The organism is Streptomyces sp. NPDC096339 (assembly GCF_044762985.1).
Taxonomy (GTDB): Bacteria; Actinomycetota; Actinomycetes; order Streptomycetales; family Streptomycetaceae; genus Streptomyces.
Map to the genome: position 1 here is coordinate 1 of NZ_JBIWFI010000017.1, position 24,623 is coordinate 24,623.

At 72.6% G+C, this 24,623-nt stretch carries 25 protein-coding genes and 1 riboswitch; of the genes, 11 read left to right on the forward strand and 14 right to left on the reverse strand.

Translation table 11 applies throughout. The features are described from left to right. Window positions 1-217: 217 nt before the first annotated feature. From ACIQ5Y_RS21700 to ACIQ5Y_RS21710, 3 genes are all read right to left on the reverse strand, one after another. Window positions 218-925: an SCO2322 family protein gene (locus tag ACIQ5Y_RS21700; RefSeq protein ID WP_403882678.1), complete on the reverse strand. Its 708-nt coding sequence runs from the start codon at window positions 923-925 to the stop codon at window positions 218-220. After that, window positions 925-2,184 (reverse strand): prenyltransferase/squalene oxidase repeat-containing protein, encoded by a 1,260-nt coding sequence (locus ACIQ5Y_RS21705; RefSeq protein ID WP_403882681.1) that lies wholly within the window; start codon window positions 2,182-2,184, stop codon window positions 925-927. Before ACIQ5Y_RS21705 ends, ACIQ5Y_RS21700 begins: the two co-directional genes overlap by 1 nt. A 143-nt stretch (window positions 2,185-2,327) precedes the next feature. Then, window positions 2,328-2,408: riboswitch (cobalamin riboswitch) on the reverse strand. 105 nt (window positions 2,409-2,513) lie between these two features. Continuing rightward, complete coding sequence (locus ACIQ5Y_RS21710; RefSeq protein ID WP_403882684.1) at window positions 2,514-3,581, reverse strand: MBL fold metallo-hydrolase; 1,068 nt, start codon at window positions 3,579-3,581, stop codon at window positions 2,514-2,516. A 183-nt stretch (window positions 3,582-3,764) separates the two neighbouring features. On the opposite strand from ACIQ5Y_RS21710, the gene ACIQ5Y_RS21715 reads away from it, so the two are divergent. From ACIQ5Y_RS21715 to ACIQ5Y_RS21730, 4 genes are all read left to right on the forward strand, one after another. Next, window positions 3,765-5,228, forward strand: a complete 1,464-nt coding sequence (locus tag ACIQ5Y_RS21715; RefSeq protein ID WP_403882687.1) for an aldehyde dehydrogenase — start codon at window positions 3,765-3,767, stop codon at window positions 5,226-5,228. Continuing rightward, window positions 5,228-5,461 carry a ferredoxin gene (locus tag ACIQ5Y_RS21720; RefSeq protein ID WP_403882690.1) on the forward strand — a complete coding sequence of 78 codons (234 nt, stop codon included), beginning with the start codon at window positions 5,228-5,230 and terminating at the stop codon, window positions 5,459-5,461. Before ACIQ5Y_RS21715 ends, ACIQ5Y_RS21720 begins: the two co-directional genes overlap by 1 nt. A gap of 116 nt (window positions 5,462-5,577) precedes the next feature. Then, window positions 5,578-5,982: a hypothetical protein gene (locus ACIQ5Y_RS21725; RefSeq protein ID WP_403882693.1), complete on the forward strand. Its 405-nt coding sequence runs from the start codon at window positions 5,578-5,580 to the stop codon at window positions 5,980-5,982. Between the two features lie 149 nt (window positions 5,983-6,131). Then, entirely contained in the window at window positions 6,132-6,761 is a 630-nt protein-coding gene (locus tag ACIQ5Y_RS21730; protein WP_403882696.1) for a class I SAM-dependent methyltransferase, read from the forward strand. A gap of 11 nt (window positions 6,762-6,772) precedes the next feature. Here the strand turns inward: ACIQ5Y_RS21730 and ACIQ5Y_RS21735 are convergent, their stop codons facing one another. Together ACIQ5Y_RS21735 and ACIQ5Y_RS21740 are read right to left on the reverse strand one after the other, a co-directional pair. Further along, window positions 6,773-7,165: a hypothetical protein gene (locus ACIQ5Y_RS21735; protein ID WP_403882699.1), complete on the reverse strand. Its 393-nt coding sequence runs from the start codon at window positions 7,163-7,165 to the stop codon at window positions 6,773-6,775. 28 nt (window positions 7,166-7,193) lie between these two features. Then, on the reverse strand, window positions 7,194-7,652 hold the full coding sequence (locus ACIQ5Y_RS21740) for a DUF4231 domain-containing protein (protein WP_403882702.1): 459 nt from the start codon (window positions 7,650-7,652) through the stop codon (window positions 7,194-7,196). Window positions 7,653-7,908: 256 nt separating this feature from the next. Between ACIQ5Y_RS21740 and ACIQ5Y_RS21745 the strand changes: the two genes are divergently transcribed. Further along, a complete protein-coding gene (locus tag ACIQ5Y_RS21745) occupies window positions 7,909-8,367 on the forward strand; it encodes a PPOX class F420-dependent oxidoreductase (RefSeq protein ID WP_403882704.1) in 459 nt (152 codons plus the stop codon). A gap of 518 nt (window positions 8,368-8,885) precedes the next feature. Here the strand turns inward: ACIQ5Y_RS21745 and ACIQ5Y_RS21750 are convergent. The 3 genes from ACIQ5Y_RS21750 to ACIQ5Y_RS21760 all read right to left on the reverse strand — a co-directional run bounded on the left by ACIQ5Y_RS21750 (window position 8,886) and on the right by ACIQ5Y_RS21760 (window position 11,683). Further along, window positions 8,886-9,755, reverse strand: a complete 870-nt coding sequence (locus ACIQ5Y_RS21750; protein ID WP_403882707.1) for an IS3 family transposase — start codon at window positions 9,753-9,755, stop codon at window positions 8,886-8,888. Beyond that, on the reverse strand, window positions 9,752-10,072 hold the full coding sequence (locus tag ACIQ5Y_RS21755; protein WP_403882710.1) for a transposase: 321 nt from the start codon (window positions 10,070-10,072) through the stop codon (window positions 9,752-9,754). Before ACIQ5Y_RS21755 ends, ACIQ5Y_RS21750 begins: the two co-directional genes overlap by 4 nt. Before the next feature lie 972 nt (window positions 10,073-11,044). Then, window positions 11,045-11,683 (reverse strand): TetR family transcriptional regulator, encoded by a 639-nt coding sequence (locus tag ACIQ5Y_RS21760; RefSeq protein WP_403882713.1) that lies wholly within the window; start codon window positions 11,681-11,683, stop codon window positions 11,045-11,047. A gap of 237 nt (window positions 11,684-11,920) precedes the next feature. On the opposite strand from ACIQ5Y_RS21760, the gene ACIQ5Y_RS21765 reads away from it, so the two are divergent. The 6 genes from ACIQ5Y_RS21765 to ACIQ5Y_RS21790 all read left to right on the forward strand — a co-directional run bounded on the left by ACIQ5Y_RS21765 (window position 11,921) and on the right by ACIQ5Y_RS21790 (window position 17,223). Next, on the forward strand, window positions 11,921-13,240 hold the full coding sequence (locus ACIQ5Y_RS21765; protein ID WP_403882716.1) for a glycosyltransferase family 4 protein: 1,320 nt from the start codon (window positions 11,921-11,923) through the stop codon (window positions 13,238-13,240). Window positions 13,241-13,334: 94 nt separating this feature from the next. Next, complete coding sequence (locus ACIQ5Y_RS21770) at window positions 13,335-14,078, forward strand: class I SAM-dependent methyltransferase (RefSeq protein WP_403882719.1); 744 nt, start codon at window positions 13,335-13,337, stop codon at window positions 14,076-14,078. Further along, window positions 14,075-15,166 (forward strand): prenyltransferase/squalene oxidase repeat-containing protein, encoded by a 1,092-nt coding sequence (locus ACIQ5Y_RS21775; RefSeq protein ID WP_403882722.1) that lies wholly within the window; start codon window positions 14,075-14,077, stop codon window positions 15,164-15,166. Before ACIQ5Y_RS21770 ends, ACIQ5Y_RS21775 begins: the two co-directional genes overlap by 4 nt. A 249-nt stretch (window positions 15,167-15,415) precedes the next feature. Next, window positions 15,416-16,105, forward strand: coding sequence for a hypothetical protein (locus ACIQ5Y_RS21780; RefSeq protein WP_403882725.1), 690 nt, complete (start codon window positions 15,416-15,418; stop codon window positions 16,103-16,105). A gap of 119 nt (window positions 16,106-16,224) precedes the next feature. Continuing rightward, complete coding sequence (locus ACIQ5Y_RS21785) at window positions 16,225-16,791, forward strand: hypothetical protein (protein WP_403883079.1); 567 nt, start codon at window positions 16,225-16,227, stop codon at window positions 16,789-16,791. A 42-nt stretch (window positions 16,792-16,833) separates the two neighbouring features. Further along, window positions 16,834-17,223, forward strand: coding sequence for a hypothetical protein (locus tag ACIQ5Y_RS21790; RefSeq protein ID WP_403882728.1), 390 nt, complete (start codon window positions 16,834-16,836; stop codon window positions 17,221-17,223). On the opposite strand, the gene ACIQ5Y_RS21795 is transcribed toward ACIQ5Y_RS21790, so the two are convergent. From ACIQ5Y_RS21795 to ACIQ5Y_RS21820, 6 genes are all read right to left on the reverse strand, one after another. Next, window positions 17,220-19,277: a protein kinase gene (locus ACIQ5Y_RS21795; RefSeq protein ID WP_403882731.1), complete on the reverse strand. Its 2,058-nt coding sequence runs from the start codon at window positions 19,275-19,277 to the stop codon at window positions 17,220-17,222. The genes ACIQ5Y_RS21790 and ACIQ5Y_RS21795 overlap by 4 nt on opposite strands. Before the next feature lie 98 nt (window positions 19,278-19,375). Further along, window positions 19,376-20,386 (reverse strand): LLM class F420-dependent oxidoreductase, encoded by a 1,011-nt coding sequence (locus ACIQ5Y_RS21800; RefSeq protein ID WP_403882734.1) that lies wholly within the window; start codon window positions 20,384-20,386, stop codon window positions 19,376-19,378. Between the two features lie 105 nt (window positions 20,387-20,491). Beyond that, window positions 20,492-21,301 carry a hypothetical protein gene (locus ACIQ5Y_RS21805; RefSeq protein WP_403882737.1) on the reverse strand — a complete coding sequence of 270 codons (810 nt, stop codon included), beginning with the start codon at window positions 21,299-21,301 and terminating at the stop codon, window positions 20,492-20,494. A gap of 150 nt (window positions 21,302-21,451) precedes the next feature. Further along, a complete protein-coding gene (locus ACIQ5Y_RS21810; RefSeq protein WP_403882740.1) occupies window positions 21,452-22,465 on the reverse strand; it encodes an N-acetylmuramoyl-L-alanine amidase in 1,014 nt (337 codons plus the stop codon). A 98-nt stretch (window positions 22,466-22,563) separates the two neighbouring features. Further along, on the reverse strand, window positions 22,564-23,691 hold the full coding sequence (gene alc / locus ACIQ5Y_RS21815) for an allantoicase (protein ID WP_403882743.1): 1,128 nt from the start codon (window positions 23,689-23,691) through the stop codon (window positions 22,564-22,566). Between the two features lie 124 nt (window positions 23,692-23,815). Continuing rightward, window positions 23,816-24,460 (reverse strand): class I SAM-dependent methyltransferase, encoded by a 645-nt coding sequence (locus ACIQ5Y_RS21820; protein WP_403882746.1) that lies wholly within the window; start codon window positions 24,458-24,460, stop codon window positions 23,816-23,818. Between the last annotated feature and the right edge of the window lie 163 nt (window positions 24,461-24,623).

Sequence of the window (24,623 nt, forward strand, 5' to 3'; positions counted from 1 at the left end):
GGGCGGGTTGGGGCCCGGGGTGGGGGGCGCCTCCGGGGGGCCCCGCCCCCAGCCCCCCGCGACACAAGGGCCGGCGAGGCTGAAATCCCCAGCCCCGCCGGCGTTTGAGGCGCGGGGTCCGGGGCGGAGCCCTGGGAAACGGCGGCGCGGACGGGCTCGGGCAGTGGATGCCCGGCCGCCCCGGGGGTGCGCGGGGCCGGTCCCGGCCGGTCGCCCGTCATCGGGCGCGGCGGCGGGACTGCCAGATGCCGGCCGCTGCCAGGGCGGCCACCGCGGCGAGGCCGGTGATCAGGCCTGCGGACGGGCCGCCGCCCTCCTCGGCCCGCGGGGCGGCCGCGGCCGAGGACGGGCTGCCGCCGGAGTCCGAGCCCGGCGCGGCCGCGGACTCCGGACTTCCGGACGCCGTCGAGGCGATCGGCTCCCCGCAGCCCTGCGCCGGGTAGCCGGAGATCGCGCACAGCATCGCCGCGCCGTTGTAGCGCAGCGGCTTCGCGACCGACGCCAGTGCCTCGGCCGTCGTGGCGTCCGGGGCGACCTGCGCGCAGGCCGTGCGGGGGGCCTCCTGCGGCGGGGCCTCGCCCGAGGGGGCGTCCGCGGGGACGCCGAAGTCGACGACCAGCGCCACCCGCTTCTTCCCGTCGGCCGCCGGGGTCGCCCCACAGATCGCCGAGAAGTCGGCCGCGGCCCGCGGCCGGGCCGCCTCGTCGGAGGCGTCCTTGCTGACCGCGAAGCGGAAGCCCTGCACGGAACCGTCCGCCGGGCGGGCCATCGAGGGGCCCACCGTGGCGTACGACCAGGGCCCGCCGGCCGCGGAGTCCCAGAACGACCAGTACCGGTAGCTCGACGCCAGCGCCGGCGAGGCGGCCAGTACGGCCAGGGCGAACCCGAGCAGCACGGCGAGCACGGGCGACGGGCGGCGACGCATCAGAGCTGGTTCTTCTTGCGGCGGCCGCTCAGCAGGATGCCGATGCCCATGCCGGCCGCGGCGCCCGCCAGGATGATCCACCAGATGTTCTGGCCGCCCGAGGGCTTCTCCTTCTTGCCGTCGACCGAGGTCGCCGAGGAGTCCGCGCCCTGCGGGGCCGGGCCGGTGGCGTTCAGTGCCGCGACGAGGTCGGTGCCGCCGAAGGACTTGGGGTCCGCGCCCGTGGCGTGCGCGGCCAGGATCAGCGTGCCCAGGCCCGCCGGGCTGCCCTGCGCCCACTGCGCGGAGTTGCCCTTGAGCCACTCCAGCGCGCCCGCCGCCGACTGCTTGTGCCCGGCCGCGGCCAGGGCGATCACCGCGTCGGCGGTGTTGCCGGTGTCCGGGGTCGGCTGGTCCGCGCCCGGGGTGACCGCCGTGAGGTGGCCGTCCTTCTTGAGGGCCTCGGCGAGGTGGCCGACCGCGCCCTGGGCGAGGGCCGCCGGGTCGGCCGCCGCGTCGGCGGAGGCCGCCGGGCAGGTCAGCGGGGTCGCGGGGGTGTCCGAGGCGGACAGGGCCACGGCCGAGCCCTGGCCGAGACCGGCCAGGGCCGCGGCGGCGGTGGCGTCGGCGTTGGCGGTCAGCTTGCCGTCCATGGGCTGGTAGGCGAAAGCGCCCCGGTCGGCGGCGGGCTCGGCGGCGCAGCCGAGCTGGAAGGCGGCCAGGCCCTGGTAGGCGGACTTGCCGGCCTTCGACTTCACCTCGGCGGGCTTGTCGCCCGCCACCGCGAGGGCGCTGATCACCACGGCGGTGGAGTTGGCGTCGCTCGGGGAGCCGGGTATGTAGGACCAGCCGCCGTCCTCGTTCTGTACGGACTTCAGCCAGTCCGTGCCCTTCTTGACCGCCGCGTCCTGGCCGCCGAGAGCCTTCAGCGCCTGGACGGCCGCCGCGGTGGCGTTCGTGTCGAACATCGTCGTCGCCTCGCACGCCGCGGAGGCGTCCGCGCGGAACGCGGCGAATCCGCCGTTCGCGCACTGCTGGCCCACCAGCCAGTCCACGGCCGCCTTGGCGGGCTTGACGCCGACGGTGTGCTGGGCGAGCAGCGCGAAGGACTGGCGCCACACGCCGTCGTACGTCGGGTCGTTCTTGCCGTACAGCCCCGACGGGATCACGGGCGGCGCGGAGGGGGAGGGCGGCGCGGTGTCGGCGAGGGCTGCGGGGGCGGCGCCCACGCAGAGCACGGCGGAGGCGGCGAGCGCGGCGGCGCTGCGGCGGACGTTCATGGGGGCGGGGGGTGCCTCTCCTGCTGGGGAGCCGGAGGCAGGCACACGCGCGGGCACGCACGGGGACCGGCTCCGGCTCCGTTTACCTCGACGGTGCCGGCCGCCGGAGGACCCGGCGGCACGAGCCGCGCACCTCCGCAACGGGGCATTCCGGCTCCCTGCCCGGCGGTGGGCCGGGGCGGGTCACGGTTGCGGGTCAGCGCCGGATTCGCACCGGCTTCCCCCCGTACGGAAGTGTGGACGACCCTCTCACTGTACCGGCCCGTAGCAAGCGTGTTCGGGGGTGCCCGTCGGGGGCGCCCCTTACCGGCCAACTCCCCGGCGGGCGCCTACAGGGCCCGGTACGCGACCGGGTCGCTGCCCGGGACCGCCTCCGCGCGGCCCTGCTTCACCAGCCGCCGCAGGTGCGCTTCCGCTTCCGAGACGGCGATGTTGCGGGAGCCGTACGGGATCTGCTCCCAGGGCCGGTTCCACTCCATCCGCTCCGCCAGCCCCCACGGGGTCAGCGGCTCGGCGAGCAGCTCCCACAGGCCGGTCAGCCGCTCCTCGTGGTGGTCCAGCAGCTCCCGTACGCGGGCGGGCGCGTCGGTGAAGGCGTGCTGGTGGGCGGGGAGCACCTCGGCCGGATCGAGTCGGCCGATGCGTTCGAGGGAGTCGAGGTAGTCGCCGAGGGGGTCGGTGACCCGGTCGCTCTGCGGGTCCTCGTACAGGCCGATGTGCGGGGAGATGCCGGGCAGCAGGTGGTCTCCCGAGAAGAGGCGGCCGTTGCCGGGGAGGTTCGCCGGGTGGGTCTCCTCCAGGTGGAGGCAGACGTGGCCGGGGGTATGGCCCGGGGTCCAGATCGCGCGCAGTCGGCGTCCGGCCAGCGGCAGCAGCTCGCCGGGGACGATCTCCCGGTCGGGGACGGCGGCCCGCAGCCCGGGCAGGGTCCGCATCCGGCCGCCGCTGCGGGCGGCGCGGAGCGGGGCGATGTGCTCCTCGGGGGCTCCGGCGGCGGCGAGCTTCTCGCTCATGTAGTCGAACCAGACGCCCGGCTCGGAGGCCCGGGTCCGTACGACGACCTCGGTGTCGGCGGCGTGCATGGCGATCCACGCGCCCGAGGCCTCCCGTACCCGCCCGGACAGGCCGTGGTGGTCGGGGTGGTGGTGGGTGATCACGACTCCGTGGACGTCGGCGACGGCGATGCCGAGCGCGCCGAGCCCGGCGACGAGGGTGTCCCAGGACTCGGGGTCGTCCCAGCCGGTGTCGACGAGGACCGGGCCGCGGTCGGTGTCGAGGACGTGGACGAGGGTGTGGCCGAGCGGGTTGTCGGGGATGGGGACCTTGATCCCCCACACGCCGCCGCCGTGATCGGTGACGTGCGGCGCGTCCTGCGGCGCGTCCTTGGCCGTGTCCATTCGCCGTCCCCTGCCTCTATAAGAACGTGTTCCACCAGTTGCCCAAGTCGACCACTTTCTCGGGCTTCTGACTAGTCGTTGGATCTTCTCCACTCTTCCGTCCTGGCCGTGGACTCCTGGAACTAGAACTGGTATCAGTTCTGCAACGCCAAGCCGCAGGGCAAGCCGCAGGAGGCCTCAGCCATGACCGAGCTCGTGGAACACGGACAACTGTTCATCGGCGGGGAGTGGACGGATCCGCTGGGCACCGACACGATCCGGATCGTCTCCCCCCACACCGAGCAGGTCATCGGCTCCGTCCCGCACGCCTCGAAGGCGGACGTGGACCGCGCCGTCGCCGCCGCCCGCAAGGCCTTCGACGAGGGCCCCTGGCCGCGGATGTCCCTGGACGAGCGCATCGCCGTCGTCTCCCGGATCAAGGACGCCATAGCCGTCCGCCACGAGGAGATCGCCCGCTCGATCAGCTCCCAGAACGGCTCGCCCTACTCCTGGAGCGTCCTCGCGCAGGCGCTCGGCCCGATGATGGTCTACGACGCCGCGATCACCGTCGCGCGCGACTACCCGTACGAGGAGCACCGCGCGGGCGTGCTCGGCCCGATCCTCGTGCGCCGCGAGCCCGTCGGGGTCGTCGCGGCCGTCATCCCGTGGAACGTCCCGCAGTTCGTGGCGGCGGCGAAGCTCGCCCCCGCCCTCCTGACCGGCTCCGCGGTCATCCTCAAGCCGTCCCCGGAAGCCCCGCTCGACTCCTTCATCCTGGCCGACATCGCCCGCGAGGCGGGCCTGCCCGAGGGAGTGCTGTCGATCCTGCCCGCCGACCGCGAGGTCAGCGAGTACCTGGTCGGCCACCCCGGCGTCGACAAGATCGCCTTCACCGGCTCCGTCGCCGCCGGCAAGCGCGTGATGGAGGTCGCGGCCCGCAACCTCACCCGCGTCACCCTCGAACTCGGCGGCAAGTCCGCCGCCGTGATCCTGCCGGACGCCGACCTGGACACCACCGTCGCCGGCGTCGTCCCGGCCGCCTGGATGAACAACGGCCAGGCCTGCGTGGCCCAGACCCGCATCCTCGCCCCGCGCAGCCGCTACGACGAGATCGCCGACGCCTTCGCGGCCGCCGCAGGCGCCCTGGTCGTGGGCGACCCGCTCGACCCGGCGACCCAGCTCGGCCCGCTCGTCGCCCAGCGCCAGCAGCAGCGCTCCCTCGACTACATCCGCATCGGCCAGGAGGAGGGCGCCAAGGTCCTCTCGGGCGGCGGCCGCCCCGCCGGCCAGGACCGCGGCTGGTACGTCGAGCCCACCCTCTTCGGCGACGTCGACAACTCCATGCGGATCGCCCGCGAGGAGATCTTCGGCCCGGTCGTCTGCCTGATCCCGTACGGGGACGAGGAGGAGGCCGCCCGCATCGCGAACGACTCCGACTTCGGCCTGAGCGGCAGCGTCTGGACCGGCGACGTCGAGCACGGCATCGACTTCGCCCGCCGGGTCCGCACGGGCACCTTCAACGTCAACACCTTCAGCCTGGACATGCTGGGCCCCTTCGGCGGCTACAAGAACAGCGGCGTCGGCCGCGAGTTCGGCCCGGAGGGCCTGTCCGAGTACCTGGAGCACAAGATGATCCACCTCCCCGCGGGTTACGGGGCGGGTGCCTGATGGGTGACCGCTGGCAGGTGGAGGTGGACCGCGGGGTCTGCATCGGCTCGGGCATGTGCGTGAACCACGCCCCGGACGCCTTCGCCCTCGACTCGGCCCGCCAGTCCCACCCCCGCACCCCGCAGACGGACGCCAACGAGCCCACCCTGACGGCGGCGGAGGGCTGCCCGGTGGAAGCCATCATGATCACCCTGGCCGAAACGGGAGAGCCGGTCTTCCCGCCGGAGGACTAGCGCGCGGTCGGGGGGCGGGCCCCGCCCCCGCCCCCGACTTGCCGTCCCCGCCCACCGGGCGTACTCCGGAAGAGGAGCCATCGACCCACATCTCGGGGACGAGAGGAGCCCCTGCCATGCTGGGCGAACTCATCGGCGAGGAAACGGGACAGACCACGGGCATCAGGGTGCTCTCCGCGGAGGGCGGCCACGCCGTACTGGAGGCCTCGTACCAGGCGTCCGGCACGCTCCTGGGCACACCCGTCAAGGACATGGGCACGTACCACTCGGCGACCCGCGGGGACGGCACCCTCTTCGGCGAGGGCGAAGGCGTCACGATGACCGCGGACGGCGAGACCCTCACCTGGCACGGCTCCGGAGTCGGCCAGCTCACCGGATCGGGTGGCGTGAGCTGGCGCGGCGCGATCTTCTACGAGACCACCTCGGACCGCTTCGCGCAGCTGAACGCCCTCGCGGCGGTCTTCGAATTCGAGACCGACGAGAACGGCAACGTGGAAGCCAAGACCTACGAGTGGAAGTAGCGCCCGCCGCTGGTTCGGCGGCTGGTTCGGCTGGTTCGGCTTCCGGCGCGGCGCTTCGTCATCCGGGGTGTCCGGGCTCGCGCAGTGGAAGGGGACGCCGAGGCGGGCGTCCAAGGCCCCCTCGCAGCAGGGATGTTAGTTTCCTCCTCGTGGTGGAACACCAGAACGAGACCAGGGCGGCCTACGACGGTGTCGTCGAGCTGTACGCGTCCCTGTTCGACAACCGGCTGGAAACCCACCCGTTCTCGCGGGCCGTGATCGGCACCTTCGCGGAGCTGGTGCGCGAGACGGGCAACCCGCGGGCGGCCGACGTCGGGTGCGGTCCCGGGCATCTGACGGCCATGCTGAACGACCTGGGGCTGGACGCCTTCGGACTCGACCTCTCCCCGGGCATGGTCGCCCACGCCCGGCGGGCCCGCCCCACGCTGCGGTTCGAGGAGGCGCGGATGGAGGCCCTGCCGGTCGAGGACCGCTCGCTCGGCGGCGTAATGTCCCACTACTCGATGATCCACACCCCGCCGGCGGAACTGCCCGCGCTCATCGCCGAGCAGGTGCGCGTCCTGGCGCCGGGGGGCCTGCTCCTGGTTTCGTTCTTCGCGACCGACGGACCGGAGCCGATCCGCTTCGACCACAAGGTCACCCCCGCCTACAGCTGGCCGGTGGACCACTTCGCCGAACTCCTGACCGGCGCCGGCCTCACCCCGTTCGCCCGCCTGATCCACGACCCGGCCACGGAACGGGGCTTCCTGGACGCCCACTTGCTGGCCCGGCTGCCCTGATACGAGGCGGATCACAGTGAGTACGGGTAGGCCTCAAGGGCGAGTGTCACGAACGATATGCGTTGGCCCACCCTGAGCAAGTCCTTGTGGCAACTGATCTCGACCAGCACCACGTCCGTGCCGACCCTGAGATCCACGATCGGATCCCCGGGCCCGCCGATGGCCAGGACCTCCCCTGTGACGGCGATGCCGTCAGGTCCGTGGGCCAGGGCGCGGCCGACTGCCGGCTCCACAGGACCCCAATCGGAAACAGGCTCGGCGACAGTGAGTTCCACGAAGGCCCGGCTGCCCTGTTCCGGAAGCTCATCACCCATCCAGCGGGCCACCGCCCCCCCATGACCCGCATTGCAGCGAAACGCCACGACGCGCCGTTCCTCGCCCACCCGGTTCACGAAGATGTCCACTGTGTCGCTCCCTTTGTTCGCTCGAACGTCAGGCGCCGCTCGACGAGGCGAGTTCCCGGCGGTGCTCCAACCAGGTGTTGCTCAGGTCGTCCCAGATCGCCTGGTACCGGCCGAAGACCTCGCCGAGCTGGTCGAACGTGAGCCGGTCGGCGGCGGTCGAGGCCACGAGGTACTCGAGGTCGTCGCCAAGGCGCCGGAACCGGTGCTGCGCCTGCTCCATCAGAACCCACCGGGACCGCCAGTTGAAGAACGGCTCGACGGCTCCCAGCAGAGTCACCAGCGCCACGCACGCCAAGGCCAGACCGGTCCACGCGTTGAGGTTCTGCAGGCCCAGGATGACGGTGGACGCGGCGGACAGCACCAGCGTCGCCACCTTGGTGAGGGAGGCGCTTCGGCTGAATCGCTTCTTCCGGCTCCGGGCGTAGTCATTGCCCTCACGGATCTTGTCCAACAGGAGAACGGCCGTCTCCGCCGGGCTGAGACCCACCCCTAGTCCATTGTCCGGATGCACTCCGCCCCCAAGGTTCTCTCGCCGACCACCAGCTCCCCCCCCGGGCAGGGCCCAACACGGGTGATGGACGCCGTCGTCGGGGAGCGAGTAGCGATCCTAAGCGGCCGACATGGTCCGAGGGGCTTGCGGCCGAGGGTTCGGGGGAGGGGGCCCGCATGTCAGGTCCGGAGGGGGCAAGAAAATGGGCGCCGAATCACGAAATGGTTGAGCGGGCAATGATGTTGACCATGTCATGACCCAAGGACCAGCACCCCGCGTACTGTCGGACGAAGCCCTCTCCGACCTGCTCGGCAAGCAGCAGTTCGGCACGCTCGCCACCGTCAAGCGCAGCGGCCATCCCCACCTGACCACCATGTTGTACAGCTGGGACCCCGAGGCCCGCATCGTGCGGTTCTCGACCACGGCCGACCGCGTCAAGCTCGCACACCTGCGCCGCGACCCGCATGCGGCGGTGCACGTGCAGGGAGGCGACGTGTGGTCGTTCGCCGTCGCGGAGGGCGAGGCCGAGGTCTCCGAGGTGACGACGGTCCCCGGTGACGAGGTCGGCCGGGAACTCCTCGGGATGATCCCCCAGGCGGCGAAGCCGGAGGACGAACGGGCGTTCCTGGAGCAGTTGGTCGCCGAGCGCCGTGTGGTCATCCGACTGAAGGTGGACCGGCTGTACGGAACGGCACTCGACATCGAGGGTTAGCCGTCTGCCGTCTGCCGTCTGCCGTCTGCCGTCTGCCGGTCCGCGACCTGGCTGCGGGTCGGGGGTGGGGAGGCGGGTTTGGCGGTGCCCCGGCCGGTCGGGAGCGAGGAAGGGTTGGGGGTTTCCCGTCAGTCCCATCGTCCTTCCGCGTCGGGCCGGCCTGTCAAGGGCGCTCCTCCTTCGTCGTCGCGTCGCTGCGCGATCGCCTGCGGCGACCCTTGACAGACCGTCCCGCCACGGAAAGACAAGGACTGCCGGGAACCCCCCAAAGGAACGGGCCGGGCCAGAGATTCCAAAACGGGCCGACAGCAATGCTTGACCCGGTCGAGGTGGGGCAGACCCATCCTCGGGCCACCAAGTCCGCCGGCCGGGCCGGGCAGGCGGCCACACCCCCCGAAACCCCCACCACAAGCCCCTCGCCGGGAGGAAGGGCGCGTCAAATCGCTACGCGCTCCTCGCGTCTCGGCGTCTGACGACCTGGGGTTGTGCCGTTTTGGCGGACAAGTGTGTCGTGTTGGTCAGGCTGCGCTTGTTTCGTACTGGGCTGGGCTTTGGTAGCCGAGGCTGCTGTGGAGTCGGTGGGTGTTGTACCAGCCTTCGATGTACTCGAAGATCGCGGATCTGGCGGCCGCGTGGGTCTCCCAGGCATGTCGGCTGACCAGTTCGTTCTTCAGGGTGGCGAAGAAGGACTCGGCGAGGGCGTTGTCCCAGCACACGCCGGTGCGGCCGACGGACAGGCGGATGTTCCAGGCTGCGGCCAGGCGGGCGAAGTCCCGGCTGGTGTACTGCATTCCGCGGTCGGAATGGAAGATCACGGGGTCTTGGGGTCGTCGTTGGTGGCAGGCGGCTTTGAGGGCGTCGGCGGCCAGGGAGGTGCCCAGGTGGTCGGCGGTGGCCCAGCCGATGACCTTGCGGGTGGAGATGTCGATGACGGTGGCGAGGTAGAGCCAGCCCTGGCCGGTGGGGATGTAGGTGATGTCTCCGCACCAGCGGGCCGTGGTGGTCTCCCGGCCCGGAGCAAAGTCACGTCGGAGAAGGTCAGGGCGGTCACCTGCCCGTGGGTCGGCGACGGTGGTGGAACGGTGGCGCCTGCGGTGAAGGCCCTGCAGCCCGGCGGCCCTCATCAGGCGTGCGACCCTGCGCCGGCCGCAGGCCTGGCCCTGGCCTTTGAGGACGGCATGGATGCGTGGGGCGCCATATGTTCCGCGTGAGCGGGCGTGCACCTGGGTGATCTGCTCGGCCAGTTCCCGGTCGCGGGCAGCCCGCGGCCCCGGCGTGTTCTTCAGCCGCTGGTAGAAGGCGGACCGGGAGACCTTCATCAGCTCACACGCGCGTTTCACGTTGTGACCTGCACGCTTCTCCGCCTCGATGAACGGATGGACCGTCACCGGGTCTCCCTCGCGAAGAAAGCCGTGGCCCGCTTGAGGATCTCGACGTCTTCCCGCAGGCCGCGGTTCTCCCGCCGCAGAGCGGCCAGCTCGGCCCGCTCGTTCAGCTCCAGATCGCTCTCCTGGACCTTGGGCTCGCTTTCCTGGCCCTGGCCCTGGGCTTGGGCCACCCACAGCCGCACGGCTGTCTCGGTGAGATCGAAGTCCTTGACGACCTCGGGCACCGACCTGTCACCACGCCGGCACAACTCCACGATCTCCGCCTTGAACTCCGGCGTGAACTGCCGCCGCGGCCGCCGCGGCCTCCTGTTCGCCATGCTCTCCATCATGGACATCCCTTCCCGGGCACACGCCCAGATCTCCAGATGTCCGCCAAACAGGAACAACCTCAGACCGTCTGGGGCTGGTCTCGCCCCAGATCGCTACGCGCTCCTCTTTGACGGCGTCCGACGGCTGCCGTGGGCTGGACATAAGCCGCCTACACCCTTGAATCGTCTTCCATGACGGCGTCCGACGGCTGCGTTCGGGTCACCGCGAGTATCAGCCCCGGACGGGGGTCAGTCGCGGTCGTCGAGAAGCGCGTAGCGATCGTTGGCGGCTTATGACCAGCCCGAAGAGACCGTGGACGCCGTCAGGGAGAAGCGCGTAGCGATCTGGGGCGTGACCAGCCCCAGACGGGGGCCGGACGCCGAGACGTGAGGAGCGCGTAGCGATTTGATGCGCCCTTCCTGCCGCTCAGGCTCTTGTGGTCGACCTTTGGAGGGGTGTGGCCGCCTGTGCGGTCCGGAGGGCGAGGTGGGTGGCCCGAGGTGGGGCCCGCTGGGCGGGAGCCTGGTCGGGCATTGCTGTTGGCCCGTTGTGGAATCTCTGGCCCGGCCCGTTCGTTTGGGGGGTTCCCGGCAGTCCTTGTCTTTCCGTGGCGGGACGGTCTGTCAAGGGTCGCCGAAGGCGATCGCGCAGCGACGCGACGACGAAGGAGGAGCGCCCTTGACAGGCCGGCCCGACGCGGAAGGACGATGGGACTGACGGGAAACCCCCAACCCCTCTTCACCACGGATCGGCCGGGGCACCGCCAAACCCGAGCCCCCGCCCCCGCCGGCCGTCAGGCCCGGGGTGCGTGCACACCGCCGGAGTCGGGCCCGAACAGGCACAGTCCCCTCCCGGGAGGGCGCCACCCCCACACCCGACCCGCACCCAGGGGGGCGGGTGGGCAACCGCCGGCACGCGGGCGCGGCTCGAGGGGGTGAAGTCCCGCTCGCGGGGGACCTCGTACCCCTACTTCACGCCTTTTACCGGCCCTGCTCCGGCGCCGTCAGGTCGATCAGGCGGCACACCGTTTCGATGTCTATCTTGACCTGGGCTATGGAGGCCCGGCCCGAGAGCCAGGTGATCAGGGCCGAGTGCCAGGTGTGTTCGATGACGCGGACGGCCGAGAGCTGTTCCGCCGTCGGGGGGGCCTCCAGGCCCATGGCGTCCAGGATGATCGCAGTCGTCAGCCGGGACACCGTGTCCACCTCGGGGCTCACGCTGCGGTCCGCGAAGGTCAGGGCGCGGACCATGGCGTCAGCCAGCTGGGGTTCCCGCTGGAGGGCGCGGAAGGCGCGCATCAGGGTTTCCGCGACCCGGGCCGCCGGGTCCTCGCCCGCCGGGGGGCGTTTGCGGAGCGTGGTGTGCATGTGCTGGAGCTGGTCCTGCATGGTCGCGACCAGCAGGTGGACCTTGGACGGGAAGTACCGGTAGAGGGTGCCCAGGGCGACGCTGGAGGACTCCGCCACCTCGCGCATCTGCACCGCGTCGAACCCGCCCCGGCTGGCCAGCTGGGCGCTGGCGTGCAGGATCCGGCGGCGGCGCGCCTCCTGGCGCTCCGTCAGGGGCGGGGACGCCGGCGTGGTGACCGTGGCGGCGAGGTGCTTCGCTTCCGGTGTCATATGTCCCGTTCCGTGGCGTTCCTGGTCGTTGCGGGGCGTCTGCGTGGGGTGGTTCGGGCTGCTCCGAGTCCAGCATCTCAGGCGCCGGAGCCGTGGCGCGAATCACCTGCTCCGCCTCTTACGGTGTGGTTTCCGGCCGGTAGATTCAATGGTCTTCAACGGATCAAGTCTGCAACTTGTTCTACATTATCCGAGCGGTTACGCTCCGGCGAAAGTGCAGGGAGAAGGGGGCCGAGAGTGACCGCTGAGGCCATGGTGACGAGCCCTTTCGCGGGTTCCGCCACCGACGGCGACCGCCCGCTACGCATCGCACTCCTCACCTATAAGGGGAACCCGTTCTGCGGCGGCCAGGGCGTCTACGTCCGCCACCTCTCGCGCGAGCTCGTACGCCTCGGACACTCCGTCGAGGTCATCGGCGCGCAGCCGTACCCGGTGCTCGACACGGGTGCCACGCTCACCGAGCTCCCGAGCCTCGACCTCTACCGCCAGCCGGACCCCTTCCGCACGCCGAAGCGCGACGAGTACCGGGACTGGGTCGACGCGCTGGAGGTCGCCACCATGTGGACCGGCGGCTTCCCGGAGCCGCTGACCTTCTCGCTGCGCGCCCGGCGCCATCTGGCGGCACGCGCGGGCGAGTTCGACGTCATCCATGACAACCAGACCCTCGGGTACGGGCTGTTGGGGGATCTCGGGGCGCCCATGGTGACCACCATCCACCACCCCATCACCGTGGACCGCGCACTCGACCTCGCTGCCGCCAAGGACCGCATGGGGCGGTTCTCCGTGCGCCGTTGGTACGGGTTCACGCGCATGCAGAAGCGGGTCGCCCGACGGCTCCCCTCGGTGCTCACCGTCTCCGGGTCCTCCCGGCAGGAGATCGTCGAACACCTCGGCGTGCGTGACGACCGCATCCACGTCGTGCACATCGGCGCCGACACGGACCTGTGGTCCCCGGATCCGTCCGTCGCCGAGGTCCCCGGCCGGATCGTGACCACCTCCAGCGCCGACGTTCCGCTCAAGGGCCTCGTGCACCTCGTCGAAGCCCTCGCCAAGCTGCGCACCGAGCAGCCCGACGCGCACCTCGTCGTCGTCGGGAAGCGGGCCGAGCAGGGTCCCGTCGCCCGCGCGATCGAGACGTACGGGCTCCAGGACGCGGTCCGCTTCGTCAAGGGGATCACCGACGCCGAGCTCGTGGACCTCGTGCGCAGCGCGCAGGTCGCCTGTGTGCCGTCGCTGTACGAGGGCTTCTCGCTCCCCGCCGCCGAGGCCATGGCCACCGGCACCCCGCTCGTCGCCACGACCGGCGGGGCCATCCCCGAGGTCGCCGGTCCCGACGGCGAGACCTGCCTCGCGGTGCCCCCGGGCGACGCGGGGGCGCTGGCCGCCGCCCTGGGCCGGATGCTGGGCGACTCCGAGCTGCGGGCCCGGCTGGGCGCGGCCGGGCGGGAACGGGTGCTGACCAGATTCACCTGGGCCAAGGCGGCCGAGGGCACCGCCGCGCACTACCGCGCCGCCATCGAGCAGGCCGCCGCCGCCCGCACCCGCCGTTCGCGGTGACCTCCTTCACCTCCTTCATCTTCTTCGTTTCCTTCACCTCCCTCCTCGTCCACACCACTTCCGTACACCCCCGCGACTGCGAAGGCAGGCCCCCGTGCTGACCGTCGATTTCTCCCGGTTCCCGCTCGCCGCAGGCGACCGCGTGCTCGATCTGGGCTGCGGCGCAGGCCGGCACGCCTTCGAGTGCTACCGGCGAGGCGCCCAGGTGGTCGCCCTCGACCGCAACGGCGAGGAGATCCGCGAGGTCGCCAAGTGGTTCGCGGCGATGAAGGAGGCCGGCGAGGCCCCGGCCGGCGCCACCGCCACCGCCATGGAGGGCGACGCGCTCGCGCTGCCCTTCCCCGACGACTCCTTCGACGTCGTCATCATCTCCGAGGTCATGGAGCACATCCCCGACGACAAGGGCGTCCTCGCCGAGATGGTGCGCGTGCTCAAGCCGGGCGGCCGCATCGCCATCACCGTGCCCCGCTACGGCCCCGAGAAGATCTGCTGGGCGCTCTCCGACGCCTACCACGAGGTCGAGGGCGGCCACATCCGCATCTACAAGGCGGACGAGCTCCTCGGCAAGATGGAGGCCGCGGGCCTCAAGCCGTACGGCACCCACCACGCGCACGGCCTGCACTCCCCGTACTGGTGGCTCAAGTGCGCCTTCGGCGTCGACAACGACAAGGCGCTGCCGGTCAAGGCGTACCACAAGCTGCTGGTCTGGGACATCATGAAGAAGCCGCTGGTCACGCGGCTCGCCGAGCAGGCCCTCAACCCGGTCATCGGCAAGAGCTTCGTGGCGTACGCGACCAAGCCGCACCTCCCCGTCGACGCCGCGGGCGCGGACAAGTGAGCTCGCCCGAGCGCACCGAACACCTGGTCCTCGACGGGGTCCTGACCGCAGGTCAGGCCGCCGAGACGGTCGCGGGCATCCTCGCCGCGCAGCGCGCGGACGGGGCCATCCCGTGGTTCCGCGGGCACCACCTCGACCCGTGGGACCACACCGAGGCCGCGATGGCCCTGGACGCGGCCGGCGAGCACGAGGCCGCCGAGCGCGCCTACGAGTGGCTGGCCCGCCACCAGAACGAGGACGGCTCCTGGTACGCGGCCTACGCCGACCGGGCGGACGGCGTGGACACCGCGCAGCCGCAGGACGCCGGCCGGGAGTCCAACTTCACGGCGTACATAGCCGTCGGCGTGTGGCACCACTACCTCGCCACCGGCGACGACGCGTTCCTCGACCGGATGTGGCCGTCCGTCTACGCGGCCGTCGAGTGGGTCCTCGCCCTCCAGCAGCCCGGCGGCGAGATCGGCTGGAAGCGGGAGGCGGACGGTGCGGCCGTCACCGACGCCCTGCTGACCGGTTCCTCCTCCATCCACCAGGCACTGCGCTGCGCGCTGGCCGTCGCCGAGCACCGCGAGGAGCCCCAGCCGGACTGGGAGCTCGCCGTGGGCGCGCTGCGGCACGCGATACGCCGCCACCCCGAGCGGTTCCTCGACAAGAACCACTACTCGATGGACTGGTACTACCCGGTCCTCGGCGGCGCCCTGACCGGCGCCGAGGCGAAGGCGCGCATCGAGGAGCGGTGGGAGGAGTTCGTCGTCCCGGACCTCGGCGTGCGCTGCGTGCTGCCGAACCCGTGGGTGACGGGCGGGGAGTCCTGCGAGCTGGCGCTCGCGCTGTGGGCGACGGGGGAGTCGGACCGGGCGCTGGAGATCCTGCGCTCCATCGGCCACCTGCGCGCCGACAACGGCATGTACTGGACGGGCTACGTGTTCCAGGACGACGCGGTCTGGCCGGTCGAGCAGACCACCTGGACGGCCGGGTCACTGCTGCTCGCGGTCGCGGCGCTGGGCGGGGACGAGGCGACGGCCCAGGTGTTCGGCGGGAACGAGCTGCCGGCGGGGCTGGAGCCGGTTGCCTGCGGCGGCTGCGCTTGATCGGTGCGGCTGCGGGCTCCGGGCTGCGGGCTCCGGGCTCCGGGCTCCGGGCAGGGGGCGGGTGCGGCGCCGTTGCCGGGGCTCCGCCCCGGACCCCGCGCCTCAAACGCCGGCGGGGCTGAAGCGGCCGCCGGCGGGGCTGAAGTGGCCCCCCGGTTACGGGGTGAGACCCGAACGGGTCCCTTCGAGGGGCGCGGGCGGGCGGGGCGGGTGAGGCTGCGGGGGACAGCTCAGTCACCGGAGGCACCCGTGTCCGTACCCCGTACTGCCCGACTGCGCCGTGCCCTCACGGCGGTGTTCCTGTCCAGCGCGCTGCTCGCAGGCGCCACCGCGTGCGGCGGCGGCAGCGCCCGCAGCAGCGGCCAGGCCGGTCAGGCCGCCGCAGAGCAGGTCTCCGCGGACCAGGTGTCCGAGGAGACGATCTCGATGGCCTCGGCCGCCGAGCTGGCGGCCCTCGCGGCCGCCATCCCGGCCGCGGGCGAAGCCGATGAACAGGCCGCGGCGACGCCCTCGCCCAGTACCTCGGCCGAGAAGCAGAAGTTCGCCAAGACGCGCTTCGTCGCCAACGCCGGGCTGGCGGCCGGGGCGACCTACCAGTGGATCATCAAGCCGTACCGCGCGGGCAAGTTCAAGAAGGGCGCCAAGGGCCGTACCTTCGCCCTCATCAAGGCGGGCCTCGCCGGAGCCTTCGCGTACAACCGGCTCAAGGCGGCAGCCGACAACGCCAAGGGCGACCCCCTGCTGTCGAAGGCGGTGGCCCCGCTGACGGCCGGCATCGAGTCCCTCAAGGGCATGGCCACCAAGCTGCGGAAGGGCCAGGCGGGTGACGCCGACATCAGCTCCTTCCAGAACGTGATCGACGGGATCAAGACGGCGGGCGCGGGCGCGGGCGCCCAGGTCAAGGACCAGGTGCCGAGCCTCTCCCAGCTGGGCGGGTAGCCGGGCGCGGCCCGTGTCCGGGGGCCCAAGGCCCCCGAACGGGTGCCCCCGAGTGGCGGATCCAGGTGCCCCGGGCGAGGCTGCGGAAGATCCCTCAGCCCCCGGAGGCACCTGTGTCGATATCCCGTACCGTCCGACTCCGCCGCGCCCCGGCCGCGGTGCTCCTGTCCACCGCGCTGCTCGTCGGGACCACCGCGTGCGGCAGCGGGGACAAGGGCACGACCGCGACAGCGAGTACGACCGTGACGGGGACGGCCGCGCCGACCGGTGCGGAGGAGGCGCAGAAGTTCGCCAAGACGCGGTTCGTCGCCAACGCCGGGCTGGCGGCCGGGGCGACGTACCAGTGGATCGTCAAGCCGTTCCGCGAGGGCAGGTTCAAGGAGGGCGCGGACGGCCGCACGTTCGCGCTCGTCAAGGCGGGCCTCGCCGGCGCGTTCACGTACAACCGGCTGAAGGCGGCCGTGGACAACGCGAAGGGCGACGAGCTGCTCTCGAAGGCGGTGGTCCCGCTGTCGGCGGGCATCGACTCGCTCAAGGACCTCGGTACGAAGCTGCGCAAGGGCGAGGCGAGCGAAGCCGACGTCGGCGCCTTCGAGAGCGTCATCGACAACGTGAAGGACGCCGGGAAGAGCGCGGGTGCGGAGGTCGCGGACCAGGTCCCGAGCACGTCCGAGCTCGGCGGGTAGCCCTGCCCGCCCGCGGCCGGGCCGCCTGTTTCAATGGGCCGCATGATCGAGTACGTGGTGATCGCGGGCGCGGCCGCCGGAACCGGCTGGCTGCTGCGGCGGGGGCACCGGCAGCGGGTCGCCGCCGGGAACGTGGCGGGCATCCCCGGGATGGCACGGCAGCCGGCCGGTGAGGGCCGCTGGCGCATGGGCCTGCTGTACGTCGACCAGGGCGCGGCCCGCTGGGTCCCTCGGCGGGGCGAACCGGTGCCGCTGCCCGGTGCCCGTGCCACCGGGGTGCGGGCCCCCTCCGTGCGGGAGGGGATGTCCATCAACCCCGGCTCGCGGATCGTGACCTGCGCCTACGAGGGCGGGGGCACCATCGACGTCGCGGTCATGCCGTTGGACCTGCGCGAGGTCCTGGCGGCGGTGCCCGTCCAGGACGCCGACTAGTTCTGTTTCGTCCAGCGCTGCGAGGCGTCCCCGTCGCAGCTCGCCGTCAGCAGGCCGCTGGTGCCGGTCATGCCGAGGTCGAGGCAGCCGCCGCCGTAGTCCGACACCAGGCTGCCGCCCGAGCCGCTGTGCCAGATCCGGCCGATGTCCTGGGAGCAGTCGCCGACGAAGACGGCCTGGTTCAGCCCGTTGGAGTACAGGCAGCCGCCGCCCTGCCTGTGGACGATCTTGAAGCTGCCGTCCGAGCGGGCCTCCACGGTCCACTGGGTGCTCGCGTCGGCGCATTCGGCGAAGCTCGAAGCCCCGTACACCTGGCTGAGGCACTTGCCGTTGCTGCCGTTGCGGTAGCGGTAGGCGCCCGGGACGGGTTGCGGGGCGGCCGAGGTCTTCGGGCTGGTCGGGGGCACCGGGACGTGGGCCCCCGCGGAGCTGCCGGTGCCGGCGGAGCCGCTGCTCTGGCCCGCGCCGCCGCCCGGTCCGGCGCCGTTTCCGTTTCCGTTTCCGGTGCCGTTTGCGGATCCCGCGCCGGGGTCGGTGCCCCCGGCGCCCACCCCGCCCTGCTCGGTCTTGCCCTCGGCCGGGGACTGGGGCGGTGAGGCCGGAGCCGGCGAGGTGCCGGACGGCGTGGCGCCGTTGGGGTCGGCGGGGGCCGACGCGGAGGAGCGCGGGGCGCCGTTCGCCCCGGCCTGCGGGGAGGACACGTTCGGCAGGTACTGGATGGCGAGGGTCGTACCGCCCGCGACCACGACGACGGGGAGCACGGCGAGGGCGACGCGGACGCGGCGACGCCGTTCCGGGCGGGCCGGGACGGCCGAAGGGGCCGAAGGGGCCGAAGCGGCTGGGGCGGCCGAAGCGGCCGGCGCGGGCGGGGAGCCCTGGGCCGCGGGCGCGCCCGGGGGCACGACGTCCGGTTCGAGCGCAGGCTCCGCGGCCGGTGCCTTCTCGGGCTCCTTGCCGGGCGCCCTCTCCGACTCCTTGCCCGGTTCCTCGTCGGGCGCCTTCCCGGGCTCCTTGGCGAGTCCGGCCTCCGGGGCCTTCGGCGAGGCCTTCCCCGAGGTTTCCTCCGGCGCCTTCCCCGGTTCCTCCTGCGCTTGCGGACCGGCACCCGTGAGCGCGGCCGTCGGTACCTCGATCTCCTTCACGTCCGCGGCGAAGGCGGCCCGCTCCGTCAGCCGCTCGCCGACGGCCGCCGGCCACAGCGGCGCCGTGAACGGGCCCTGCCGCTGCGCGAGTTCGAGGAGCTCGGCGGCGGTGGGGCGGTCCGACGGGTCCTTGGCGAGGCAGTTCGCGACGAGGTCGGCGAGGTCCGGCGCCGCCGCCCGCAGCGGCTGCAGGTCGGGTTCCTCGTGGACGATGCGGTACAGCACGCCGTGCCCCGACTCGTCGCCGAAGGGCGGCCGGCCGCTCGCCGCGTACGCGAGGACCGAGCCCAGCGCGAACACGTCGGTGGCCCCGCTCACCCCCCGCGACCCCGACGCCTGTTCGGGGGCCATGTAGGCCGGTGTGCCCACGACCATGCCGGTCAGGGTCAGTCGGCTCTGCTCCGCGGCCCGGGCGACGCCGAAGTCGATGAGGGTGAGGCCGTCGACCGTCAGCATGATGTTGGACGGCTTGAGGTCCCTGTGCACCATGTCCAGCGCGTGCACCTGCGCCAGGCCCGCCGCGGCCTCCCGCAGCAGCAGCCACAGGGAGTCGGTGGGCAGGGGGCCGCCGTTCAGTTCGAGGGCTTCGCGCAGGGTCAGCCCGGGGACGTACGCGGTGGCGAACCACGGGGGCCGCGCGGAGCGGTCACTGCCGAGCAGTGGCGCGGTGGCGCCCTCGGGCAGTCGGGCGAGGTTGTCCAGCTCGTGCCCGAAACGGCGCACGAAGTCCTCGTCCTCGCCGACGACGGAGGCCAGCAGTTGCTTGACGGCGACGTACCGGCCGTCCTGGACCCCGAGGTACACCCGCCCCATGCCGCCGGCGCCCAGCCGGCCCGCGAGGGGGATCGGGCCGATTCGGCGCGGATCCTGCGGTTCCAGAGGCTCGGCGCCGCTCCCGGTCAGCTCAAACACGTCAGCGCCCCGTCAGGATCGGAATCAGTCCCCAGGAATCTACCCGATGGGTTCATGGGGCAATGAGGCGCGGGTGTAAGGGACTTGGCGAGCCGGTGCTAGCTGTTGAGCTCCGCGAGCACCCGCAGGGTATGGGGGTCCGGGGCGGTCAGGAGCAGGTCGGTGACCGGGCCCTTGCGCCACAGTTCGAGGCGTTCGGCGATCCGCTCCCGGGGGCCGATCAGCGAGATCTCGTCGGCGAAGGCGTCCGGGACGGCCAGTACCGCCTCCTCCTTGCGCCCGGCCAGGAACAGCTCCTGGATGCGGCGGGCCTCTTCCTCGTACCCCATGCGCGCCATGAGGTCGGCGTGGAAGTTGCGGGCCGCGTGCCCCATTCCGCCGATGTAGAAGCCGAGCATCGCCTTCACCGGCAGCAGCCCCTCGGCGACGTCGTCGCACACCTTGGCGCGGGCCATCGGCGCGATCATGAAACCGTCGGGGAGGTCGGTCAGCGAGGCCTGGTAGACGTCCGTGCGGGTCGGCGACCAGTACAGCGGCAGCCAGCCGTCCGCGATCCGGGTGGTCTGCTCGATGTTCTTCGGCCCCTCCGCGCCCAGCAGCAGCGGCAGGTCCGCGCGCAGCGGGTGGGTGATGGGCTTGAGGGGCTTGCCGATGCCGGTGCCGTCGTCGCCGCGGTACGGGTGGTGGTGGAAGCGGCCGTCCAGCGTGACGGGGCCTTCCCGGCGCAGCACCTGCCGGATCACGTCGACGTACTCGCGGGTCGCGGTGAGCGGGCTCGCGGGGAAGGGGCGCCCGTACCAGCCCTCGACGACCTGCGGCCCGGACAGGCCCAGGCCCAGCATCATCCGGCCGCCGGAGAGGTGGTCCAGGGTGAGGGCGTGCATGGCCGTGGCGGTCGGGGTGCGGGCGGCCATCTGCGCGATGGCGGTGCCGAGGCGGATCCGCGAGGTGTGCGCGGCGATCCAGGTCAGCGGGGTGAAGGCGTCCGAGCCCCAGGCCTCGGCGGTCCACACCGAGTGGTAGCCGAGGTTCTCGGCCTCGGTGGCGAGGTCGAGGTGGTCCGGGTTGGGGCCGCGGCCCCAGTAGCCGAGTGCGAGTCCGAGGCGCATGTACGGTCCCCTCCGCGCTGCCGTTTCTGACGGTTCGTCAGGCGACTGTAAGCCAACGGCCCCCCGCCGGGAAGGGCGGGGGGCCGTCGGTGCGGGCTCGGCGAACTAGCCGCGCTGGATGCCCGAGGTGTCGTTCAGGACGCCGCGGCGGCCGTCCTGGGTCTGGGCGATCAGCGTGTTGGGGCCGCGCTGCTCGACGGCCAGGTACCAGGTGCCCGGCGCGAGTTCCGCGATCGGGTTCGGGGAGCCGTCCTCGGCGAAGAGGGGGCGGGCCACCGGGACCGCGAACCAGAACGGGGAGAAGTCCCCCGCCGGGGGCGGGGTGGGCGTGGCCGCCGCCTGGCCCGCGTCCTGCGGGGTGCCGCCGTACGGCGGGACCGGCTGCGGGGTGTTGCCGTAGGGCTGGGCCTGCTGGCCCTGGCCCTCCGGCGCGCCCGGGTAGCCGTACCCGACGCCGGGCTGGGGCTGGCCGCCGTACGGGCCGGGGGCGGCGGGCCGCGGCTCGGGCACGAGCGGCCCCGCGAGCGCGGGGATCTTCGCACCGGCGAGGGCGACGCCCGCCAGGACCGCGACGGCGAGGAAGCCGAGGATCGCGCCGGCGCCGTTGGACCCGCTGAGGATCAGCGTCCACAGCGCCGACCAGGCGGCCGAGACCGCGAGGACGGTGCCCCACGCCGACAGCGGCAGACCGACGATCTTGCGGCCTTCGGGCACGAAGCGGGTGGCGACCAGCAGACCGGCGGCGATGAAGCCGAGCAGGAACACGGAGGGCAGGGCCAGGCCGCTGAAGTCGGTGTTCCACGCGTTCGCGGAGACGAGGGTGGCGGAGTGGAAATCGAGCAACGAGGCGATGAACAGCAGCGCCGCTGCTCCGATCACCACGCCGTCGCCTCGAGTGAGGGAGCGGATGTTCACGTCTCAGGTGTCCTTCTCGGTCTCGGTCGTCTCGTGGTGCCACGGTCACAGTGCGTGTCTGGAGCGGGCGGGCGGCACCATGGTACGGAGGTTCCCCGCGGCGATCAGGATCGGGGCGGTGACCAAGTCCCGGCGGGACTCCCGAGAGGGCTACCCGCCGAGGAACGCCACGATGCCGTCCGCGATGCCCTGGGCCGCCTTCTGGCGCCACTCCGGACTCGTCAGCTGCGCCGCGTCCTTGGCGTCACGCATGTTGCCGCATTCGATGAACACCTTGGGCCTGGTTGACAGGTTCAGTCCGCCGAGATCGTCGCGGACGACCAAACCGGTCCCGCTGCCGAGGTAGTTCGCGGGGTCCGACCCGGTGGTCCGGGCGAAGTTCGAGGCGATCCGTTCGCCGAGGTTCCGCGAGGGCCCGACGATCGGCGAGGTGTCGGCGTCGCCGCCCTTGACCCGGGCGGGGAGGATCACGTGGTAGCCGCGGTTGCCGGCCGAGACCCCGTCGGCGTGCACGGAGACGACGGCGTCGGCCTTCGCCTCGTTGCCGATGCGGGCGCGTTCGTCGATGCAGGGGCCCCAGGGGCGGTCGCCCTCGTGGGTGAGGACCACCTTCGCTCCCTGGGCCTCCAGTGCCGCGCGCAGGCGCAGCGAGACGTCGAAGGTGAACTCGGCCTCCATGTAGCCGGAGTTCGTGGTGGTGCCGGTGGTGTCGCACTCCTTGAGGTTCGTGCCGATGTCCACCTGCTGTTCGATCTCGTCGGTGTGCTTGAAGTTGCCGGTGTTGTGTCCGGGGTCGACGACGACCGTCTTCCCGGTCAGCGGGCCCTTGGCGGGGGTCTTGGCGGGGCTCTCCGCCGGATCCTCGTCCGGGGCGGTGGGCGCGGCGGCGGCCTTCGCGTCGTGGCGGGCCGTGTGACCGGACCCGGACCCGGACGCGGACCCGGATCCGGACGCGGACCCGGACGCGGACCCGGCTCCCGTGCCGGCTCCGGTGAGGACCTGGACCAGCACCCACCCGGCCAGGCAGGCCGGGGCGAGTGCGGCGATCCCCACGACCAGGGTGGACCGTCGGGCGTACCAGGGCCGCCCCGCGGGGTCGGCCGGGGTGGCGGAGGTGGGGGGCTCGGCGGACTCGGAGGGCTGAGGGCTGTCGTCGTAGCGCACGCCGCGATGCTAGACCGGGGGTCCGACCGGGTCCGTGTTCTGGGCCATTCGAGGGCGTGGTGTGCTTATATGCCCGGTTATGGAGCATTCGGGCCTGTTCAGCCCCATTCGGTGTGGGCGACCCGCTCGGCCAGCGCCGCCGCACCCGCCGGGGTCAGGTTCCCGTGGAGGCGGAGCCTGGCCAGCCCGCCGTCGGGGTGGACGTCCAGCCGGGCGTGGGTCGCGGTGGCCGGAGCCGCGAGCGGCAGCCGGTGGAGGCTGTCGGGCTGGAGCGGCGTGCGCGGCAGCACCTCGGTCCACGCGCCCGCCTCGCCGTCCTTGACCGACAGCGAGATCCAGCCGGCCGCGTTGCCCTTGAGGTTGGCCGTGTCCACCTCGACCGCACGTATCCTGCTCTGCGCGGCGAGCCGGTAGCTGATCCAGTCGTTGCCGCGGTCGCGGCGGCGCCGGGTCTCCCAGCCGTCGTCCTGCTTCTGCGACAGCCCCGGCATGATCGTGTTGCCCGGCGAGGAGTAGAAGCCGTCCGAGGCGTCCTCCACGCTGCCGCCGTTCGTCACGCAGGCCACGTCCACGCTGCCGAGCAGCGCGAGCCAGGCGGGGTCGGGCAGCACTTCGCCGTGGACGCGGAGCCTCGCGATGCCGCCGTCCGGATGCTGGTTGATCCGCAGGTGGGTCCAGCGGCGCCCGGAGTCGATCGCGAAACCGTTGGCGGCGTGGCCCAGCACGGGAGTGCGCGGCAGGATCTCCTGCCAGGCGCCCGCGTCGCGCAGCAGCTCGGCCGCGGAGGGCGTGCCGGGGAAGGCGGCGGCCTCCACGCTGACCTGCTGCGGGAAGTTGCCGCGGAAGTGGGCGGTGTCCACGACGATCCCGCGGATGATCCCCGGTGCGCCGAGGCGGATCAGGGCCCAGTCGTGGTCGTCCCCGGCGGGGAAGGGGTGTGCGGCGTCCGCACCCCGCCGGCGCCGGGTTTCCCAGCCGTCCATCACCTTGCCCTTGTGGCCGTAGTCGTGGACGTCGAAGACCGCCGGGGTGCGCACGAGCAGGTTCTCCCGTTCGGCGAAGAACTCGTCGTTGGCGGCGACCACGCCCCCGCCGAGCCGGCGGTCGGCGAGGTCGGTGAGCCGGGTGAAGGGGAAATCGCCGGTGCGGTAGTCGGCGTAGGGATCGCCGGAGACATAGGGGGCGGCGTACGGATTCCGCGTGCTGTGCGCGTCCTGCTTCTGCATCGGTGGACCTTTCCGTCGTTGCCTGTGGAACGGTGCGGTGTTCCGACTCTCACAGGCAGCGGACGATCAGGTCCATCGAAGGTTTTCGATCAAACCATTCAGTCGAACTGAACGGTCCAGGGTGTCAGATGCCCTCGCCGACACGACGCAGGACGCGCAGGGAGTCCGTCACCGAGACCTCCTCGAAGGCGCCCGAGGCGAGGGCGCGCAGGTAGATCCGGTACGGGGCCTGGCCGCCGTCGGCCGGGTCGGGGAAGACGTCGTGGATGACGAGCGTCCCGCCCGCGGCCACGTGCGGGGCCCACCCCTCGTAGTCGCCGGTGGCGTGCTCGTCGGTGTGGCCGCCGTCGATGAAGACGAACCCGAGCGGGCCGCCCCACGCCGCCGCGACCTGCGGGGAGCGCCCCACGATCGCGATGACGTGCTCCTCCAGCCCCGCCTTGTGCAGGGTGCGGCGGAAGGTCGGCAGGGTGTCCATCAGCCCGATCTCCGGGTCCACGACCGTCGGGTCGTGGTACTCCCAGCCGGGCTGCTGCTCCTCGCTGCCCCGGTGGTGGTCGACGGTGAACGCCGCCACCCCAGCCTCGCGGGCCGCGTCGGCCAGCAGGATCGTGGAGCGCCCGCAGTACGTCCCGACCTCCAGTAGCGGCAGCCCGAGCGCGGCGGCCTCCGCCGCGGCCTCGTACAGGGCGAGGCCCTCGCCCGCGGGCATGAACCCCTTGGCCGCCTCGAAGGCGGCGAGGGTCTCCGGCTTGGGGGTGGCGGCCATGGGTCCTCCGGGGTTGCGCGTGCGTGGCGGTGACGGTGGCGGCCCATGCTGCCCTACCGCCGGGTAGCGGTCCATGCCGGGGCCCCGGTGCATGCCGGGGCCGGGCGCTCGGGGGACCCCGGGTTCGACGCCCCGCCCTTCAGGGTGGGCGCGAACGGCCTTT